General features: G+C 55.5%; 17 protein-coding genes, 1 tRNA gene and 2 pseudogenes. 16 read left to right on the plus strand and 4 right to left on the minus strand.

Annotation, left to right across the window (positions count from 1 at the left end; translation table 11 throughout):
- Positions 1-87: 87 nt before the first annotated feature.
- Both IPM58_08870 and IPM58_08875 read right to left on the minus strand, forming a co-directional pair.
- Positions 88-621, minus strand: a complete 534-nt coding sequence (locus tag IPM58_08870) for a hypothetical protein (GenBank protein ID MBK9307183.1) — start codon at positions 619-621, stop codon at positions 88-90.
- Between the two features lie 288 nt (positions 622-909).
- On the minus strand, positions 910-1,137 hold the full coding sequence (locus tag IPM58_08875; GenBank protein MBK9307184.1) for a hypothetical protein: 228 nt from the start codon (positions 1,135-1,137) through the stop codon (positions 910-912).
- Positions 1,138-1,550: 413 nt separating this feature from the next.
- Between IPM58_08875 and IPM58_08880 the strand changes: the two genes are divergently transcribed.
- The 16 genes and pseudogenes from IPM58_08880 to IPM58_08955 all read left to right on the plus strand — a co-directional run bounded on the left by IPM58_08880 (position 1,551) and on the right by IPM58_08955 (position 16,029).
- A tRNA-Glu gene (locus IPM58_08880) sits at positions 1,551-1,628 on the plus strand.
- Positions 1,629-1,846: 218 nt separating this feature from the next.
- Positions 1,847-2,410 (plus strand): hypothetical protein, encoded by a 564-nt coding sequence (locus IPM58_08885; protein ID MBK9307185.1) that lies wholly within the window; start codon positions 1,847-1,849, stop codon positions 2,408-2,410.
- 541 nt (positions 2,411-2,951) lie between these two features.
- On the plus strand, positions 2,952-4,763 hold the full coding sequence (ftsH, locus tag IPM58_08890) for an ATP-dependent zinc metalloprotease FtsH (GenBank protein MBK9307186.1): 1,812 nt from the start codon (positions 2,952-2,954) through the stop codon (positions 4,761-4,763).
- Between the two features lie 127 nt (positions 4,764-4,890).
- Positions 4,891-5,997, plus strand: a complete 1,107-nt coding sequence (locus IPM58_08895) for a deoxyhypusine synthase family protein (protein MBK9307187.1) — start codon at positions 4,891-4,893, stop codon at positions 5,995-5,997.
- Complete coding sequence (locus IPM58_08900) at positions 5,994-6,635, plus strand: thioredoxin domain-containing protein (GenBank protein MBK9307188.1); 642 nt, start codon at positions 5,994-5,996, stop codon at positions 6,633-6,635. The genes IPM58_08895 and IPM58_08900 overlap by 4 nt, the downstream gene beginning before the upstream one ends.
- Positions 6,636-6,731: 96 nt before the next feature.
- Positions 6,732-7,004, plus strand: coding sequence for a hypothetical protein (locus IPM58_08905; protein MBK9307189.1), 273 nt, complete (start codon positions 6,732-6,734; stop codon positions 7,002-7,004).
- Between the two features lie 35 nt (positions 7,005-7,039).
- Positions 7,040-8,494 carry an aldehyde dehydrogenase family protein gene (locus IPM58_08910; GenBank protein ID MBK9307190.1) on the plus strand — a complete coding sequence of 485 codons (1,455 nt, stop codon included), beginning with the start codon at positions 7,040-7,042 and terminating at the stop codon, positions 8,492-8,494.
- A gap of 147 nt (positions 8,495-8,641) precedes the next feature.
- Positions 8,642-9,214, plus strand: coding sequence for an arginine decarboxylase, pyruvoyl-dependent (locus IPM58_08915; GenBank protein ID MBK9307191.1), 573 nt, complete (start codon positions 8,642-8,644; stop codon positions 9,212-9,214).
- 62 nt (positions 9,215-9,276) lie between these two features.
- On the plus strand, positions 9,277-10,209 hold the full coding sequence (gene speB, locus IPM58_08920; GenBank protein ID MBK9307192.1) for an agmatinase: 933 nt from the start codon (positions 9,277-9,279) through the stop codon (positions 10,207-10,209).
- A 46-nt stretch (positions 10,210-10,255) separates the two neighbouring features.
- Positions 10,256-10,981, plus strand: coding sequence for a pseudouridine synthase (locus tag IPM58_08925; protein MBK9307193.1), 726 nt, complete (start codon positions 10,256-10,258; stop codon positions 10,979-10,981).
- Between the two features lie 242 nt (positions 10,982-11,223).
- Positions 11,224-11,550 carry a hypothetical protein gene (locus tag IPM58_08930; protein ID MBK9307194.1) on the plus strand — a complete coding sequence of 109 codons (327 nt, stop codon included), beginning with the start codon at positions 11,224-11,226 and terminating at the stop codon, positions 11,548-11,550.
- A 77-nt stretch (positions 11,551-11,627) separates the two neighbouring features.
- Positions 11,628-11,822: a DUF2934 domain-containing protein gene (locus IPM58_08935; protein ID MBK9307195.1), complete on the plus strand. Its 195-nt coding sequence runs from the start codon at positions 11,628-11,630 to the stop codon at positions 11,820-11,822.
- Positions 11,823-12,328: 506 nt separating this feature from the next.
- Positions 12,329-12,481: pseudogene (locus tag IPM58_08940) on the plus strand (Si-specific NAD(P)(+) transhydrogenase).
- Between the two features lie 254 nt (positions 12,482-12,735).
- Positions 12,736-14,202 (plus strand): TolC family protein, encoded by a 1,467-nt coding sequence (locus IPM58_08945; GenBank protein ID MBK9307196.1) that lies wholly within the window; start codon positions 12,736-12,738, stop codon positions 14,200-14,202.
- Between the two features lie 225 nt (positions 14,203-14,427).
- A complete protein-coding gene (locus IPM58_08950; GenBank protein ID MBK9307197.1) occupies positions 14,428-15,678 on the plus strand; it encodes an ABC transporter ATP-binding protein in 1,251 nt (416 codons plus the stop codon).
- A 24-nt stretch (positions 15,679-15,702) separates the two neighbouring features.
- Complete coding sequence (locus tag IPM58_08955; GenBank protein MBK9307198.1) at positions 15,703-16,029, plus strand: hypothetical protein; 327 nt, start codon at positions 15,703-15,705, stop codon at positions 16,027-16,029.
- Positions 16,030-16,043: 14 nt separating this feature from the next.
- Here the strand turns inward: IPM58_08955 and IPM58_08960 are convergent, their stop codons facing one another.
- Both IPM58_08960 and IPM58_08965 read right to left on the minus strand, forming a co-directional pair.
- Entirely contained in the window at positions 16,044-17,492 is a 1,449-nt protein-coding gene (locus IPM58_08960; GenBank protein MBK9307199.1) for an HlyD family efflux transporter periplasmic adaptor subunit, read from the minus strand.
- 120 nt (positions 17,493-17,612) lie between these two features.
- Positions 17,613-18,484 (minus strand): annotated as a pseudogene (locus tag IPM58_08965) (LysR family transcriptional regulator).
- Positions 18,485-18,553: the final 69 nt, after the last annotated feature.

Raw genomic sequence — 18,553 nt, forward strand, 5'->3', positions numbered from 1 at the left:
ATCTGCATGGGCCATCCCCGGCGGAGCTGAATCAGTGACAGGTACCGGGGGACGAACCGCAATGGGTCTGCTATGTGGTGAACTGGCTCAACCTAGAATAGCTGGCCCGCCGCGACTTTCTACGATGTCTCCAAACAGCGTGATTCCTGAGCCAATCCGACAATAGTTGGGGGTGATTTCCACCTGAATGCCACGATGTGAGTGCAACTTCCCGTACAAGAGCGAGACCCTATGCGTTGCCGTCATGGCTGCTGCGAGAACTATCCCACCGGACTGCAGATCCGTTAATCGAACGGATGGGCCCTCAGCCGAAGAAGGGCTTTGCTCGAGGTGTGCTTCCACGGCAAAACGATCGTTCTTGTTCAGGGTGAGGGCATTACGGCGCAGATGCGCAATGCGGCCCCCGTACTCGTCGTACAGATCGAGCGTAACGAGAAACACCCCCTGTTCACGGTTGGTCTCGATGACCAGTTGTTCTTTTCCATGAATCCTGACGACCCCGTTGCTATTTCGAAAGGTGTTGGATCCAATGCACAGCTCAAGGCCTGGCTTGGCAAGGACTCCGCCGGATACGGCGTGACTCGAGGACCTGGTCTTACCAGACACCGCCGGTTCATCCATTCAAGACCCTCAAACCTCTATGGTGATTCGGTCGTCCGGAATTGGCGCAAAACATACGCTGTACCGTGAGAAAGTCATGAGAAAGCTAGGCTTTCTGATGGTTTCTGTCAAGATCGGCCATGCCAGATGTCACCAGGTATTTTGGCCCCCTGCAAACGGCCTAACCATGTAGACCCCTCAAGACGCATTCCAGCGGAGTAGTAGCCGGTGGCTGCCCGTGGACTTATCTGTATGTGACTCTCTTCCAAAGCGACGTATTCCGGCGGGATATGATTCAAATAGGAGGGCTTAGGGCGTCGATAGGCTTTCATTGCCATGGCTGTCTGTTGCGGTGACGCAGATTCTAACCGGTTGTTCATGTTGTATCTTAACCGGGATTGTAATGGTCTCAGAGATTTCGCCCCCTCCTGACAATTGCGTCGCCGGGACTTCCTTGGCGAGGGTACGCCCATTACCAAGATCGAAGTAGATGCTTGTCTTGGCGAGGCTTGTGAGTGGATCTCCTTCCAGATTCATGGATGGCTCTGTGTAGGAGACATGAACCGTTGATTTCGTCGCGCTCATTGTTGTCTGGATCGTGTCAGGGCACGAAAGGGTGTTTGGGCGGGTGTCTTGGTGGATACCGGCACAACTCCAGAGGCTTGTCGTGAAGCAAAAAAGAAGTACCAAGGCGAATCGGATCGGTGTGATGTGACGCATAGTCTCCTTTACATAGGAGGAGTCGAATCCAACGATCTCCTCGCAGCAGCCAACCTTGAAACCGGTCAGTTTTGGCGTGGTCAACCCCTGGCTTGAATATATATAGGCTAGGCGTAGGGGACATCGCAAGCTTCGCCCACACACTGCGCGGTCTCAATACTCAGCCATCACTTCGTTGCAAACCGAAAACCGCTTATGCTACGGTCCAATCTCTCGAATAAGCACAGGTTGGTCCCATCGTCTAGCCTGGCCTAGGACGGAGCCCTCTCAAGGCTTAAACACGGGTTCGAATCCCGTTGGGACCACCAAATAAAGCTTGCTCGTGCAGCGGTCTCTCTAACGTCTTATCGAATTTGATGGGTACGGGTAAAATCCTTCGGGATGTTGTTTTTCGATGCCACACTTCCCCTGGAAGCCTGGCGCATTTAGCGATTCCGTTCCTGTTGCAGCGGCTCGTGTAGGTTGACCGTAACAGAGTATCTTCCCTGGAGGTTCCCTATATAGCTCAATCTTGTGACGGGGGTGAATGATGAACCTGGTCACCTTTCGTTTCCGCCAGTCCTCGGCCGTCGATTTTTATTGGAACCTCGAGTTGGCCAAACGAGGGTCCCTACGCGAATTCAAGGTCCATCCGAACATCACCATTTATGAGTCGGCGTTTGATCTCTTCAACCCGATTCAAGTACGACATGCCTTGTCCCTTGCAAAGGCCTTGGTGCTTGACAAGCGAGCCGAGGTCTTCTGGGGAAATACGTCGTTGACGATGGTGATCGTCCGGGATGTGTTGGAGTGCTATCAGCATTCAATGCAGGTCGACGATCATCACGCACATTGTTGGTTCAAGATCCGGCTCACATTTGACCTCACCGTGACACGGCTCGAGGTGGAGTCCGACGACTTGGCGAAGTCGTTCGTGTTTCCGTGCCGACATGCGGCCACCCATGCCTATGGGATTCACTATGAGCACCCAGGAACGATCTATGATCAGTTGGACTCGGCCTTGTGGCGTGCCGGCACACGGTGGTGTCCACGGCTCGCGGATCTTTCAGAAATAAAACTCATCAACGTGGAGTTGCAGACGAAACGGTAAAAGGCTGGCCCGACATGGGGACAGGTGAGGGGAAACCTGACGGTCAAGTGCTCGTCGAATTTAAACACAGGTTCGAATTCCGTTGTAGGCCAGACCAAGTCTAAGCGAGCAGCGGCTTCGTTATCGTGTTATTCAGCTTGGTGGATGGGGAGAAAACCCGCTAGCATTTCCTTTCCCATTCGCTGACTTCGTGCATGGTAGCAGCTCGTTGGAAATTGCTTTGTCATTACCGACGCCAGATAGCCACCTCACGCGAATATTTTTGTTCTAGGGTCTCGCTCGTGTCTCTCAACGGCCGATCTGGGTGAAAGTCATCGCCGCTCCTGGAAAAACTCAGGCGTTTTGCTGGGCACAGGAATGATAGAGAGGTGTCTCGTAATTGCAGGGGCGTCGATCACGATGCGAAACTCGCTTGGCGTAAGGCGCTGACTACTGGTAAGCTAAGGACGTAGAATCGGAAAGTAGACGATAGTCCAACGATACGGCGAATAGCGAGGAATACTCAGGGCGCCGTGCTGTTCGATAGAGCGAGGGGGAATCCATGAATACCAGAATGAAAAACTTACTCCTATGGGGCATGATCGCCCTGTTTATTGTGTTGCTGTTCAATATGTTCTCCGTTCCGACGCATGCGCCTGAAGAAGAGGTCTATTTCAGCGATTTCATCGCGAAGGTGGAACAGGGCTCGGTGGTCAAGGTCATCATACGGGGCCATCACATCAGTGCGGTCTTGAAAGACAGCACGCGCATTCACACCTATGCGGCCGATGATCCTGACCTGATCGCGATGTTGCGGGAGAAGGGGGTCCAGATCGAGGTGAAACCGTCAGGCGAGAGCCCGTGGTACGTCACATTTCTGTATACATGGGGGCCCTTCATCCTCTTTCTCGGGCTGTTCATCTTCATCATGCGGCGGATGCAATCCGGCGGGAACGGCGCCTTATCGTTCGGGAAAAGCCGTGCCAAGATGCTGACCGAGGAGCATAAGAAGGTCACCTTTGCAGACGTGGCCGGAGTTGATGAGGCGAAAAACGATGTGCAGGAGATCGTTGAGTTTTTGAAAGATCCGCGCAAGTTTCAGACGTTGGGTGGACGTATTCCGAAGGGTGTGTTGGTGGTCGGTCCTCCCGGAACCGGGAAGACTCTGTTGGCGAAAGCCGTTGCGGGTGAAGCCGGTGTTCCCTTTTTCAGCATCAGTGGGTCTGACTTTGTGGAGATGTTTGTCGGAGTCGGAGCCTCGCGGGTGCGTGATTTATTTGAACAGGGAAAGAAACATGCACCGTGCATCATTTTCATCGACGAGATCGATGCCGTCGGTCGTCTGCGTGGAGCCGGACTGGGGGGAGGTCATGACGAACGCGAACAGACGCTGAATCAGCTGCTCGTCGAGATGGATGGGTTCGACACGACGGAAGGCGTGATCTTGGTCGCGGCAACCAATCGGCCGGACGTTCTTGATCCTGCCTTGCTGCGTCCTGGGCGCTTTGATCGACAGGTTGTCGTTGATCGACCCGACCTTCATGGCCGCGCGGAGATTCTCAAGGTCCATACGAAAAAAGTGCCGGTTGCGGCGAACGTAGAATTAAACAAGATAGCCCGAGGGACGCCTGGATTCTCAGGAGCCGACTTGGAGAATCTGGTCAATGAGGCGGCCTTGTGGGCGGCTCGTCAAAACAAGACGGAGGTTGACTCGGTCGATTTCGAAATGGCCAAAGATAAAATCATCATGGGGGCCGAACGTAAGAGCATGATCCTGACCGAAGAGGAAAAACGGGTCACGGCTTATCATGAGGCGGGACATGCGTTGATGGCGAGGCTCTTGCCCGGGACGGATCCGGTGCACAAAGTCACGATTATTCCACGGGGACGAGCACTGGGTGTCACGATGCAGTTGCCGACCGAAGATCGACATAGCTATACCAAAGAGTTCCTGTTGAATAGACTGGCCGTCTTGATGGGGGGACGAGTAGCGGAAGAACTCGTATTTAACCACGTGACGACAGGGGCGGGGAACGATTTAAATCAGGCGACGGATCTTGCTCGCAAGATGGTCTGTGAGTGGGGTATGAGCGAGAAGTTGGGCCCTCTGACGTTTGGACAGAAAAACGACTCCGTATTCCTCGGGCGAGACTGGACTGCCAAAAGAGACCTCAGTGAGCGAGTGGCGAAGGAGATCGATCTCGAGATCAAGCAGTTTGTGACTGAAAATTACGAACGCGCCAAGCAGGTCTTGACCGAACACATGGCCGGCTTGACTGCGTTAGCTGAGGCCCTGTTGGTCAAGGAATCGCTGGATGCGATAGACATCGACCGAATTCTTATGGAGTCTTCAGCGGGAACGGTACCTGCCTAACAACGCTAGAGTCAGTCGTTGACTGAATCGGTACCCGTGTATTCGTACGCGCGAACCTTTCATTGACGCCTCCGTTCACGGTTGTGTATAAACGACTGGACGATGATCAACTCCTTTCGAGGATCCAATGTACGCACGTGAATTTCGTGATGGCGCCAAGGATGGGTTAGAAGCACTTGAACCGCTCGATCCCGACCGGATCACCTCGTTTAGCGATTTGCTCGAAGCCATGGGGAAGACGGCTTTTGGAGGACGACACCTCGGCAAAGCCTTCGAGGTGCTGTGGGCGATGATCGAAGATCCGGACTGCCGAGTCGTCCTGACGTTGTCCGGCGCGATGACCATTGCCAAGATGGGGAAGATCATCACGAAGATGATCGATGAAGGCATGGTGCATTGCATCATCTCGACCGGGGCGCTGATGGCGCATGGCCTCAGTGAGTCTGTCGGGAAGACACACTACCGGCACGACCCATCGATGAGCGATGAGGAGCTCTTTCGAAAGGGATACAATCGTGTCTATGACACACTCGAAATGGAAGCCAATCTCAACTATGTCGAGCATGTCGTCACCCGGACCGTGAAGCGCCTTAACCAAGATCGGCCGCTTTCATCGGAAATCCTTACGCGGGAATTGGGAAAGACCTTGGCCGAAGAGTTTGACGGCGAAGGGATTTTGAAAAGTGCCTACCTAAAAAAAGTGCCCGTGTACATCCCGGCCTTCACTGATTCTGAGGTCGGGCTCGATATGGGAATATGGGCAATGTCCCGAGAACTCGATCGGGCGCGATCCGAGTCCGGTTCGAAAGGCGACCTGTCGGTCTTGCAGGATATTCTCCATTCCTGGCCCTCGTTTAATCCCTATCTGGATCTCAATAGCTATGCGGACACCGTCCTTTCGGCGAAACGTCTTGGGATCTTCACGATCGGAGGGGGCGTCCCAAGAAATTGGGCCCAACAGGTCGGTCCCTACATTGAAATCGGGAATCTACGGTTAGGGCTGTCCGTGAAACCTCCTCGCTTTCAGTACGGAGTGAGAATTTGTCCCGAGCCCGACTACTGGGGTGGGCTCAGCGGCTGTACCTATCAAGAGGGGCTCTCCTGGGGGAAATTTGTGACGCCGAAGGACGGCGGACGGTTTGCCGAAGTCTTGAGTGATGCCACCGTTGTGTGGCCCCTCTTAATGATGGGACTGCTCGAAAGGAAAAAATCCGGCGTGGTGCGCCAGTCGTGAAATGGATGATTGGACGATGGGTGGGCCGGTTATGTCTTGGCAGCCTCCTCCTATGGTCTGCTGTCGCTACCGCCGGAGATTCAACAGAGACTGATGTCCGGATGCGGGGGCAGGCCAATGCCCCTCTGACGCTCATCGAATACTCCGACTTCACCTGTGGGTACTGCCTGAAGTTTTTCAAGGATACTTGGCCACGCATACAAGCCCGTTATGTCGATACCGGGAAAGTGCGGTTTGCGTATCGAGATTATCCACGGGCCGACCGAGGTCCTGGAGTGGATGCGGCAATGGCAGCGCGATGTGCTGGGGCGCAAGGGCAATATTGGGCGATGCATGATCGCCTGTTTTCCGAAGGCGGACAACTGGATAAGCAGGTCTATAACCGTCATGCCAAGACGCTCGGCTTGGATCGTTCGGTGTTTGAACAGTGTATGGCTGAGGGACGGTACACCAATGCGATCTTCGAAGATCGTCAGGAAGCCAATCAGTGGGGCTTTCACGGAACGCCGGGGTTTATTCTCGTACGCACGGCCATGGCGCCGACGGAGCACGAACCCGCTATTGCGATACCCGGAGCATTTCCGTTCGAGATGTTTTCGGATGAAATCGAGCGACTTCTGGCAGGCACCAAAAAGTAAGCCGAGAAGGTGTCGGTTGCCTGTCCTCCGCGAGTGTTGTTGACCGTGCGCATTCGGTTGCGTTAGTCCTGTTCACCAGAAAGGGTAGGATATCCTATGGATTCCATACAATCGTTCTGGCCCGTGTCCCATCGCGACGATGACTTTTGGGTGTGCATGTCTTGTCTCACGGAAGTCTTCTACCGAAGAGTTCCTATGCCGGATTGTCCGTCCTGCCACGGCGTGTCAACGTATGAAGGCTTCACCTTGGAAGCGATCCGTGACTGGGGTACGGAAGAACTGATTGCGAAGGCAGTCGCTGCACAAGAGACGGCCACGACTACTCAACCTCCCGTTGAATCTGCCGCTCCGGTTGAAGCGGCGGATTAACATCAGCTTCATCACGGACTCCAGCGAGTCGTCCAGTGAAGGAACCGCGACCATTCCTCGTTCATGGCCAGTGGAAACTGGGTAACAGTACGTCTCCGGTCGTTGACCCGTTTACCGGAAAGCTGGTTGCGCAGGTGACCCAAGCGACGGAATCCGATATCGAACAGGCCGTCGCATCGACCTCCCACGCAGCTGCTCCCATGGGACAGCTGCCGGCCCATGCTCGATACGATATTCTCCAACAGATTGCGACCCTGCTCGCTCGACAGCGAGACGAGTTCGCGGCGACGATTTCGGCAGAAGCCGGCAAGCCGATCACCGATGCGAGGCGGGAGGTCACCCGGGCTATTCAAACGTTCACGGTCGCGGCTGAAGAAGCACGACGAATTCCCGGTGACGTGGTTCCGCTGGATTGGACCCCCGGATGTGATACGCATCTTGGCCTGCTCCGCCGGTTCCCCATCGGTCCGATTCTCGGCATTACGCCCTTCAACTTTCCGCTCAATCTCGTGGCGCACAAGGTTGCGCCGGCACTGGCTGCCGGTAACCCCATTTTGATCAAACCGGCTCCTCAAACGCCGCTGACGGCTCTCTTGCTCGGAGAGGTCGCGTTAGAGGCGGGAGTTCCTCCAGGGGGACTGAATATTGTACCGTGCGATAACCTTCTGGCTGAGCGGATGGTCGTCGATCCACGATTCAAGTTGCTGAGTTTCACCGGGAGTGCTTCCGTGGGGTGGATGTTGAAGGCCAAGTGTGGAAAGAAAAAAGTGACGCTCGAGCTCGGAGGCAATGCGGCGGTCGTGATCGAACCGGATGCCGACATCGAGCTCGCCGCTCAGCGATGCGCCGTCGGCGGATTCGGATATGCCGGCCAGACGTGCATTTCCGTGCAGCGGATCTTCGTACACCACTCGGTGGCCGATTTGTTTACGACCAAGCTTCTCATGCACGTCGCTCGGTTAAAGACAGGCGATCCAACCGACGAGACCACGAGCATCGGCCCACTCATCGACGAGACGGCGGCGCAACGAGTCGAAGCGTGGATCGGCGAAGCTGTGGCGGATGGAGCGCGTGTGCTATTGGGCGGAAAACGTATGAGATCACTGGTCGAGGCAACGGTACTCTCGAATGTGAACCCTCAGATGAAGGTGTCATGCCGAGAGGTGTTTGGACCGGTCGTGACGGTCACGCCGTATCGTCAGTTGAGCGAGGCCGTCGCCTTGCTCAATCAATCCGACTATGGACTACAGGCCGGCATTTTCACGCAGGACATTAATAAGATTTTTTACGCATTTCGTCATGTGGAGGTCGGTGCCGTCCTGGCCAATGAAATTCCCACGTTTCGTGCGGATCACATGCCTTACGGTGGGGTGAAAGATTCCGGGTTAGGACGAGAAGGTGTGCGTGCCGCGATCGAGGACATGACCGAGCCGCGCATGCTGATCATGAATCTCAAAGAACCAGTCCCTTCAACTGAAAAAACTCTCTAGAAGATATTGCGAAGCTGGTCCAATCTTGCTACAACACACGCGATGCTGTAGCTGAACTGGTTCAATTTGTTTGTCTGGCCGCTCGCGAACACATCACGAAGCAACCTCCACGCAACCTGAAAGGTCGGTTATCAGACGAAAGGGGAGATGATGGTACCTACGCAAATGTTTCTCACGAGAGGTGTGGGAGTTCACAAGGAAAAGCTGGCCTCGTTCGAAGAAGCGTTGCGCAGCGCGGGTGTCGCCTACTGTAACCTCGTCAGTGTGTCCTCGATTCTTCCACCCTATTGCAAAATCATTCCCCGAAAACGCGGAGAAAAACTGTTGAAACCTGGAGAGATCACGTTTTGCGTGATGGCCCGATCAGAGACCAACGAACGGAACCAGCTGGTGTCGGCCTCCGTCGGCCTGGCGAAACCCACGGACATCGGCACGTATGGGTATCTTTCGGAGCACCATGCGCATGGCGAAACGGATGAAGAGACCGGAGAGTATACGGAAGATTTGGCCGCGCAGATGCTGGCAACGACCTTAGGGGTGGAGTTCGATCCGAATGTGGCGTGGAAAGAGCGTGAACAGGTGTTTAAGATGGGCGGAAAAATCGTGAAAACCTTGAATATCACGCAGTCGGCCGTCGGGAAGAAGGGCAAGTGGACGACGGTCATCGCGCTGGCCGTCTTCATTCCACCGGAGAATGATCCCAGCCGTTCTCGTAAGTAGAGGGGCTGAGGGATTGGCTGTGTCGGCTTTGGCTGCCCGTCACACGTAAGGGGAGAATGCCCATGACGCTTCCCGTCGGTTGGGAGGGGGCCGATCATAACTTTCTGGGCATCGACGAACCCTGGTGCCATCCGGATCAAGCGGGCGTCTATGTCCTGCCGGCTCCCTACGAACATACCTCCAGCTACATCCGAGGATCAGACCGTGGTCCATCGGCTATCCTGGAAGCCTCCAGCCAGGTTGAGTTCTACGATGAACAACTTCGGGTTGAGCCCTATCGCGAGTGGGGTGGAATTGCAACGGCTACACCCCTGAATCTCGAGGGAAAGGTCGACCGAGCAGCAGTCGATGCCATCGAGGCGTTTGTCTCACCTCATGTCGGAACCGGACGGTTTGTAGTCACGTTGACCGGTGAACATACCGGTGCCTTGGGGGCGATTCGGGCCCATGCGAAGCGGTACGAGCAGATGACGGTCGTGCAGGTTGATGCCCACGGAGATCTGCGTGACGCCTACCAAGGGAATCCCTTCAGCCATGCCAGCGTCATGGCGCGAGTGGTGGAGGATGGGTTGTCCTTGGTACAGGTAGGCATCCGATCGATCAGCCAGGAAGAGGTGGTCCGTATCGATGCCACGGATCGAATTACGACGTGGTTTGCCGCCACGATTCTTGATCCGTCTGGTCCCTATGAAGGCAGGGCATCGAAATGGATACCGGATGTCGTGGCGGCCTGTCGAACGCCTGTGTATCTCACCTTCGACTGCGACGGGCTGGACGCCTCGCTTGTCCCCGCACTCGGGACCCCTGAGCCTGGTGGACTTGGCTGGTATGATACGCTCAATCTGATCACGGCCCTTGCCAACGGACCAGGGATTGTGGGGATGGATGTCAGCGAAATCGCTCCCATTGAAGGGTTTGTCGCACCGCAATTCACCGTCGCGCGGTTGATCTATCGAATGCTCGGTCGGATCAAGGTCGGCAAACGAGTCTATTAGGGCCAGCCTTTTATATTGATAGCGTCCTCATCCTGTGGCTCACACCATCCGCATCAATAAATTTTTTACCGAACAGGGGATTTGCTCCCGGCGAGAAGCCGACCGGCTGATCGGGTCGGGTGCCGTCACGATTAATGGTCGGGTGGCCAAACTCGGCGATCAGGTAGAGCCCACCGACGTCATTGCCCGAGCGGGGGAGGTGATCTCTTGGCGTAAGGCTGGTCTGTACATCAAGTACCATAAGCCGGTCGGCGTGACGACTACGAGTGAGGCTCATATTCCTCGAAACATCATTGCAGAGATCGGACATCCTGAGCGGATTTTCCCGATCGGAAGACTGGATAAAGATTCCTCCGGCCTGATTCTACTGACGAACGACGGGGACATCGTCAACGACATCCTGCGGACCGAATTCGGCCATGAGCGAGAGTATCTGGTGCAGGTCGATCGGCCGTTCGACCAATCGTTTTTGGATCAGATGTCGTGCGGCGTAGTCATCCTCGGGAGTAGGACGAAGCCGTGTCGGATGACGCGAGTTGGGCCAAATCGGTTTCGTATTGCACTCACCGAGGGGCGAAACCGGCAGATCAGGCGCATGTGCCAAGTGCTCGGCTATCGCGTGATCAAGCTCTACCGCACGAGGATCATGCACCTCACCGTCGAAGGGTTGGCCGTGGGAGAATGGAAAGAACTTACGACCGGTGAGCGAGAGGAACTGCTCAGAGCCGTGAGACGCCGTGAGCAGAGACCGGGTCTTGAGGGATCATCGTAGTCTCGCCCGTCTTGCCTCGCTCCATTCGACATACCGTCTGACCAGCGACTGCTATTGGAACGCCATATTCCAAGCCTGGTTCAGGCTTGTCCCCCCACTGAACACCGTCGTGAGCGTTACGAAATCGTCAATCTAATTTTTAGATGGTTAACTAATACATTATCTATTTGTCTATGGAACGGTCGATCCAGTACATCAGGAGTATGGGAATGTATTGCTCACATAACCATAAGGAGGGCGTCATGAACGTTAAAGGTCTATCGAAAGCAGGAGTCCTGTTCGTTATCGTGGCGGCGGCATTGCTCATCGTGCCGAATGGGTTTGCAGCCGATCAGCCATCCAAGGGCAGTGGCGGCATGGAACTAAAAGCCAAGCCTGGTATACAGAAGAATTTGAACGTGAAGGATCTGGACGAGGAGGTATCACATTTGGAAGTAATTGATTCGAACGGAAACGCCTACCTCCTTATTCCACTCAAGACGACCGGAGGAAACAAGCCGGTGGTAGCGGAAGACGGAAAGATCATTGTGGAGTATGTGCATCCATATGCTGGAAGACTTGGGAATTAAACGGAGAGCCAAGAGGAGGGGTGGAAGCTGTCCCTCCTCTTGGTGGGATTAGAACAATAACCTTCACCCAAGGGAGGATGAAAATGGAGCGCCATAAGGGTGATCGAAAGAAAGGGAATAGCGTCTCGCCAGAGGGGCTTGAATCGTCGATCCAAAGCAGGATCGCCAGACGTGCATATGAGCGCTATCTCGAACGAGGCGGAGTGAGCGGGAACGAAATTGATGATTGGCTCCAGGCCGAGCGAGAAATCCAGCAAGAAGAGCACCGCTGAATGGCAACGGCGGCGGCTTATTTGATCCTGAACGGGTCTGCCGCCGCAGGTTCCCCTGCGACGGGGATCGTTGGAAGCTATTCGGAAAAAGACCGAGCGAGATAACGACTCCCTGTTGCAGGACGCGAGAGGAGGCATGATCATGAACAAGGTTGTGGCCATTTTGAGCTTCGTTATCGTCGTCGGATCTGCAGCCCCCGAGGTCTCAAGGGCGCATAAGCAGGTAGCCTTTCAAGATGAGCGAGGGACACGTTTACTCATGCTTGCCGGACCCGATGAATACATGGGACCAGTCCGAGGAGTGAGGAGTTGTCGCGGCGGCATCGTCATGGAAGTGGGCCTGACCCATACGGATCCGCACCATCTTTTTAGTCCGGGTCGTCCCATCCTGGTGCTTACGGAGTTCTCAAATGGCGGACGGTGGCGCATGTTTAGTGCCTTTGAACGACGGATAGGGAGGCCCAGACGGATCTGGAACAGAATGTCAGCTTTGATTACGACCTTGTTTGCATCGGAGCGGCCCAGCCGTGCAGCGCGCTGCAGTCCAGACTGCCAAATCAGGAAAACGGGCCGCCATTATCGAGCGAGGCCGTTTCGTCGGCGGAGTTTGTGCCAATACAGGTACCATACCAAGTAAAGCGTTTCGGGAAGCGGTCCTCACGGTGATGACCAGAGCCGAGTTGAATGATGGGCTCGGGCAACCTTGGCTGAATGCTACAAGGTCGCCGCATTGGACGCATTCAACAAGCTTGGGTAAGAACAATAGTAGGCTTACGAACTACCATCTAGTCATACATTCGTCGTCGGCATCTATGCTCTTCGATCCCAAACCGCCCGTTCAAACCGCTACGGGACATGGCTTTTTAAAACTCCAAATCAAACCGGACGTCCGTAAACAGAAAGGAGCCGCTCAATGAAAGTCCTGGCGTTCGTTCTCAGCTGGCTGATGTTTCCGGTGGTCGGCTACACTGAACAGGCCAAAGAATTATCGGCGGCGACATCGCTCCCGCCTGTTCAGTTCGGCCTCGAGGAACTTCATTCAAGTATTGATCGGACCCATCCGCTCCTGAGGGGAGCCGGAGCCGAAAAAACGATCGCCAAGGGGAAGATGTTGCAGGCACTGGGTGCCTTTGAGCCCACTCTCGTGAACGACACAGAGCTTGAACGCTTTATTTCAAGCGCGGACCCGAGCAAAGGGACTCAAACCGTTGGGTTTAACGACACACTGGTAGAAGCGCTTCACCCGTTGGGTTTTAGAGGCAGCGCCGGATTTCGCCAAGCAATCGGTGAGGCGAGAATTCCTGACTTGTCGTTCGGTGACGGTAATCAGCAGGTCATCCTGGGTGGCTTCCTGCCGTTGCTCAGGGGCTTGATGATCAATCCAGAACGCGCTGAGCAACAGCGGTCCGAGTTGGCCTCTCCTCGCGCAGACATCAGGATTGCCAAAACCAGACAAGACCTCTTCTTGGCGGCGGCTCATCAATACTGGGATTGGGTTGCGGCTGCCAAGTTGCTTGATGTCCAAAAGCGAGCCGTTGTTGTGGCGGAGGACCGCCATACGCTGGTGCAAGAGCTCGCGAACGCGGGGTCAGTCGCCGCCATCGACGTGACGGAAGCCGGACAGGAAGTGCACCGACGTCGTGACGTCGCGATCGCTGCGCGGCGAGGGCTCGAACAAGAAGCGTTCAAACTCTCCATGTTCCTGTGGGTAAATGGCTCCCCGTCGGCCCCGCCGCTCGATCGTGTCCCGGATTTCCCCGTGGAAAGGCGGATGCCGACCGTGGACGACGTCTTGATTCAAAAAGTAAGGGCACTCTCAGAACGACCAGAGGTCAAAGAGCTTGAAGTAGAGGCGAAAATCAACAACATCGACCTCGCTCTGGCCAAGAACAACCTGCTTCCGAGCCTAAACTTGGAGGCTGCACCGGCACGCTCTCCGGAGAAATTCGTGCTTGGGTTGGGCTATCGATTCGGCGTCGAACTGAGATTTCCTCTCCTGCAACGCCGAAGTCGCGGCGAAGTCCTGCAAGCGCAGGGCCAGGCGGAACGGCTCGTCATGGCGCAACAGTACCGGGAAAACCAAATCGTCGTCGACGTCGATAATGCCCTGTCTGCCATCGAGCGGGCTCGCGAACGGATGGAAGAAGCCACACAGGCGTTCCGTCTGGCCAAGATCGTCGAGGAGGGCGAGCGTTACCGCTACGGTGTCGGGTCCAGTAGCGTCCTATTCGTCAATCTGCGCGAACGCAACACCGTGGATTCGGAAATTCAGGTTGTTCGGGCGAAGGCCGAGTACCACAAGGCCTTGGCACTGTACCAGTGGGCTGTCGGAGCCTGGGCTAAGACCCCGAGCGATCCTCTGCAAGTGAATGAGCGATGACATGACGAACGAACGAGATCGTGCTAGGGTCTCCATGAATATGGGATGCTGGTTCCGGATATGTTGGGCCTGCGTTTGACTTGAAGTCAACGCTCGCATGACTCGGAGAATCGTGGACCGCTGACACATGGGACAATCACCCGGTACATCTCAGCCTAACCTCTTTCAAGTCTCACGGCATCTTGGGCGCTTTTCCAAGAGGAACGCAGAATTCTGGTTCTTGTCGTGTCGTATTCGCTCGTGATCGGACTCTTCTCTCTGATCGTCCCGTTGACCGTCCAGGAATTGGTCAACACGTTTTCCTTCGCGATCCAACCGGTCATGATTGTGACATTGGCGATTATCATGGTCGTCGTGCTGGCATTTGTGGGGCTGTTCAAAGCATTGCAACATTATGCGGTCGAGGTACTGCAGCGTCGTCTCTTTGTGAGGACAGCTTTTGCCATGGCTCAGAAGCTGCCTCATATCCGACTTCAAGGCTTCAAACCCCAGGTCTCGAATTTGTTCATGGAAACGTCGTTCATGCAGCGTGCCTTGTCGGTCCTCCTCGTCGATCTCGTCCATGTGATTGTCGGCGGCTTCGTCGGGATGACCATTTTGGTCTTCTATCATCCCTACTTCATCCTGTTTGATTTGGTGCTGCTCCTGGGATTCACTCTCATTGTCTTTGTCTTGTCTCGTGGAGGGCTGCGGACCACCATCGCCATGTCTCACGCCAAGTACGAAGTCCTACACTGGATGCAGGAAATTTCACGTAATCTTCTACACGTCAAGGCCACGGACAGCCGAGAGTTGCTTATTCAGAAAACCGACCAATTGACGGCAACGTATATCGAGTATCGCCGGGCACGCTTTGCCGTCCTCCTGCGGCAATTTATCGCTTCAGTCGGAGGACAAGCCCTGGCACATAGCGGTAACCTGGCGCTGGCCGGCTGGCTGCTGTCCATCGACCAATTGACCCTCGGGCAACTGGTCGCGGTTGAGGTCGTAGTGGGCAGCCTTCTCCTCAACTTTGATGCGGTCGTCAAGAGTATCGGGCATGTATATTTCTTCTTCACGTCGTTGGAGGAACTCGAGGCCTTCTTCGCGCTCCCAAGAGAGGAACGCCGTCCTCCGCCGACGTCGACCGTGACTCTTGGTGATCCCAAGAATCATGGCATCCGGGTAACCGGTGTCGGATTGGGTGTGGTTCGCGACGAGACCCCCGTCTTCGCCAACCTTGACCTGGAGGTGGCCCCTGGAGAGAGGGTGGCCATCTATGCAAAGACCATTGCGGCCAGAATGGCGCTGGCCAGGGTGTTGGCTGGTCTCGAATCGCCGAGCAGCGGGTGCGTTTCCTATAACGATGTCGATCTCCGCCATCTTGATCTGAACCGTATCAATCAGCATCGTGGCTTCATGATTGATTCACAGTTGGCATTGATGGATGGCACGATCGCGGACAATATTGTGTGGCGACGTTCCGCCGTCTCCTAGGACGATATCCGTTGGGCGCTTAGATTGACCCAACTTCAGGAAGAGATCACAAGTCTTCCGCAAGGGATTGACTCCGATATCAGTGTGTTTGGGGAGATCCCCGCCCCAACTCATATCCTGCGCATCTTGCTCGCCCGTGCCATTGTAGGACGCCCTGAACTCCTGATCTTCGACGGGATGATTCACGACATGCAGCCGACCATACGGGATGCCATCCTTCGGCGAATCTGCTCAAGGGATGAATCCTGGACGGTCCTGTTCGTTTCGACCGACCCGAACTTAACGCCCTATGTGGATCGTCGCATTGTTCTTGAGGACTCGGGCACATCGGTGCCGTTATTGCCTTCCTGACGAGGGGCCGGTGATTATTTCGATCCCCGTCCAGCCTTCGGCAAAAGCGTATCGATGATCGTATGTGATCGTTCCTCGTAGTCAGGCGGGAACAGGTTGAATCGTCGCCAGAGTTCGTACCAGAGTGGGACTCGATTCAGAATGACCCACCCCATCGCCTTTGTGCCTTGGCGGACATGTGACTGTTCCGGCCAGGGGCGATCGTCGAGGTCGGGAACGACCCAGAATCGATAGTTGCCCTTTCCGTCATCGACTTGGTCGATTACCTTGATCACGCCCGAATAGGTCCCGGCCATCAATTCGGGCCAGGCGGGAAGAGGAATGGCTGGGATGCCATAGAAGAGGAGTTTGACTTTCCGACCGACGTTCAAGAGAGGCGCATCCAGTCCGTCTGCCGTCATCTCAATCGCCTTGTCTGTGCTGGTGGGGGAAAGCCGCACCAATGTGTCGCCCTGCTGCACGGTTTCGCCGACCCCGACTTTGGCCATCTTGACGACCGTGCCGTCGATCGGCGCCAAAATATTACTGGCCAGCCGGCGGTGCTCGGCATTTGACCGTCGCAGCGAGACATCGGCGAGCTGGTCGGCGACTTTGGCGGCTTCGGCGACCGATGCATCACGAGTCGCCTCCGCATCAAGCAGGCGCTGCAACATCTCTGCGCTCACTTGATCGCGTCCGAACCCTAATGATCTCATGGCCTCTTCCGCTGCTCGGAGATTCGACTGCGAACCCTCAAGATCCGCCTGGCTTGTGGTATCTGTTTGGACCGCCAGCTCCAACTCTCGCTGAGACACCAAGCCTCGCTTGAGGAGTTGTTTGTGCCGCTCGAGGTTAAGCACGGCGGTGATGGCGGCGATCTTGGCTGCCTCCACCTGCTGGTGCGCTTGGCGCACCTTGTTTCCGGCCTCAACGACTCGGGCCTCCGCCGATGGGATGGCAGCCTTCACCAGATTCCGCATTTCTACGATGCGCTTGTCGAGCTGGTCGACTCTGGCCAATGCCGCGCGTTTGGTCCTTTCGAGCGCCTCCTTCCGTTGATCAAGAAAGGCGAGTAAGTCGGGTGACAGGAAGTTAGGATCAGTATCTTCCAATTCGAGAATGAGGTCGCCTTTCTGAACCAGGTCACCTTCTAATGCGTGCCATGTCTTGATGCGGCCGGTAATCTGAGCCTCGACGTCTTGAGGCCGCTCGTGGGGAGTGTAGGCGGACATCTGGCCGGTCACGGTCACGGTCTGCGTCCACGGGACGAAGATGATGGTGAGCAAGAAGAGTGCGAACAGGAGGATCGGGAGACGAGAAGAAAATCTCCATCCTTCCGGAAGCTGTGCGCTCCTCCAAGACTGGAGTGGTGGAAGCGGCGAGCGTCGATGGCGATTCCTGGAGCCGAGCCCTCCTGATCGAGAGAGGGGCTTCTTGTCAGGCCAAGGCCCAGGCTCCACAAGCCGCCTCCCTTTGGACCTCAAGCGTCAGAGCCTCCTCAGGCACCTGCTATCATACTAAGCCGACCAGGGTTCCCACAAACTTTCGGTCTAAACGGTAAGAATGGGCTTGAACTGTTTGTAGTGGGAGGCGGTGCAGTCGGATCATGCCAGGACATCACGGCGGGCAGCGGCTAAGAGGGCCACCACTGCCGGATGTTTGAGCCGCCGCTCAACCGTGATCGCGTAAAATTTTTGCCTGACGGAATCGAGCGCCCCTCCCACCATATGGCGGCGATTTCTCTCATCACGTGATCCAGGGAACAGTCCATGGCCTTCCTGACCGAAGGCCTTTAACGTCGCGCTATCTTCGAACTCTCCAATAATAGTCGGGGATAGGTGGTGGCGTGCGAACCAGTCGTCCAACACTGCGAAGCATCCTTGAGGTGGGGAATAAAGGGGCCGCTCAAGATCGAGGAAATTGCGGCGGTACTGCACCGCTAGTTTGGGCGTCGCAAAGAAGGTGACGCCCGATTCCCCCATGAGATGGTTATAGGTCCGCACCTTAATCGTCGGCGGTGCTGGAGTATCAGCGATGACTAGATCCAGCCCATGGATGGCCAGGTCGGCCAGCAGCTGGTCCAACTTATCCTCCCAACAGATTAGGCGTGTTGATGGGGATTGTCTCGAGGTCGACTCCAAAAGTCGGGCGGCCAACAGCTTGGGGACCACGTCGACAATGCCAACCGTCAGGCGAATCGGACGGCCGCTACCCCGTCCCTTCATCGTATTCATCAAGTCTTGCCCGATGGAGAAGATGTCTTCGGCGTACCTGAAGGCGACACGACCCATTTCAGTCAATTTAAGCTGACGCCCGGTTCGGACGAACAGCTTTTCCCCTAAACTGTCCTCCAAGACCCGAATCTGTGCGCTGATCGTGGGTTGAGCGAGTCAAGCTCCTTGCAAGCCTTGGCCACAGTGCCGTGTTTCGCAACCGACCAGAAATAGAGAAGATGGTGATAATTCAGCCATTCCATGGTGCCGCACTATACAAAGAAACAAGGGATGACTCCAGACCAAGGACCAGGTTGCTCCTGTACGGTGCC

The sequence above is a fragment of the Nitrospira sp. genome (assembly GCA_016715825.1).
Classification (GTDB): Bacteria; Nitrospirota; Nitrospiria; order Nitrospirales; family Nitrospiraceae; genus Nitrospira_D.

Excerpts from the sequence above, each read along its gene's own strand:
- IPM58_08935 (MBK9307195.1), top strand. The coding sequence starts at position 11,628 with ATGAAAATGGAGCGCCATAAGGGTGATCGAAAGAAAGGGAATAGCGTC.
- IPM58_08905 (MBK9307189.1), top strand. The coding sequence starts at position 6,732 with ATGGATTCCATACAATCGTTCTGGCCCGTGTCCCATCGCGACGATGAC.
- IPM58_08870 (MBK9307183.1), bottom strand. The coding sequence starts at position 621 with ATGGATGAACCGGCGGTGTCTGGTAAGACCAGGTCCTCGAGTCACGCC.
- IPM58_08945 (MBK9307196.1), top strand. The coding sequence starts at position 12,736 with ATGAAAGTCCTGGCGTTCGTTCTCAGCTGGCTGATGTTTCCGGTGGTC.
- ftsH (MBK9307186.1), top strand. The coding sequence starts at position 2,952 with ATGAATACCAGAATGAAAAACTTACTCCTATGGGGCATGATCGCCCTG.
- IPM58_08885 (MBK9307185.1), top strand. The coding sequence starts at position 1,847 with ATGATGAACCTGGTCACCTTTCGTTTCCGCCAGTCCTCGGCCGTCGAT.
- IPM58_08930 (MBK9307194.1), top strand. The coding sequence starts at position 11,224 with ATGAACGTTAAAGGTCTATCGAAAGCAGGAGTCCTGTTCGTTATCGTG.
- IPM58_08895 (MBK9307187.1), top strand. The coding sequence starts at position 4,891 with ATGTACGCACGTGAATTTCGTGATGGCGCCAAGGATGGGTTAGAAGCA.
- IPM58_08875 (MBK9307184.1), bottom strand. The coding sequence starts at position 1,137 with ATGAATCTGGAAGGAGATCCACTCACAAGCCTCGCCAAGACAAGCATC.
- IPM58_08915 (MBK9307191.1), top strand. The coding sequence starts at position 8,642 with ATGATGGTACCTACGCAAATGTTTCTCACGAGAGGTGTGGGAGTTCAC.
- speB (MBK9307192.1), top strand. The coding sequence starts at position 9,277 with ATGACGCTTCCCGTCGGTTGGGAGGGGGCCGATCATAACTTTCTGGGC.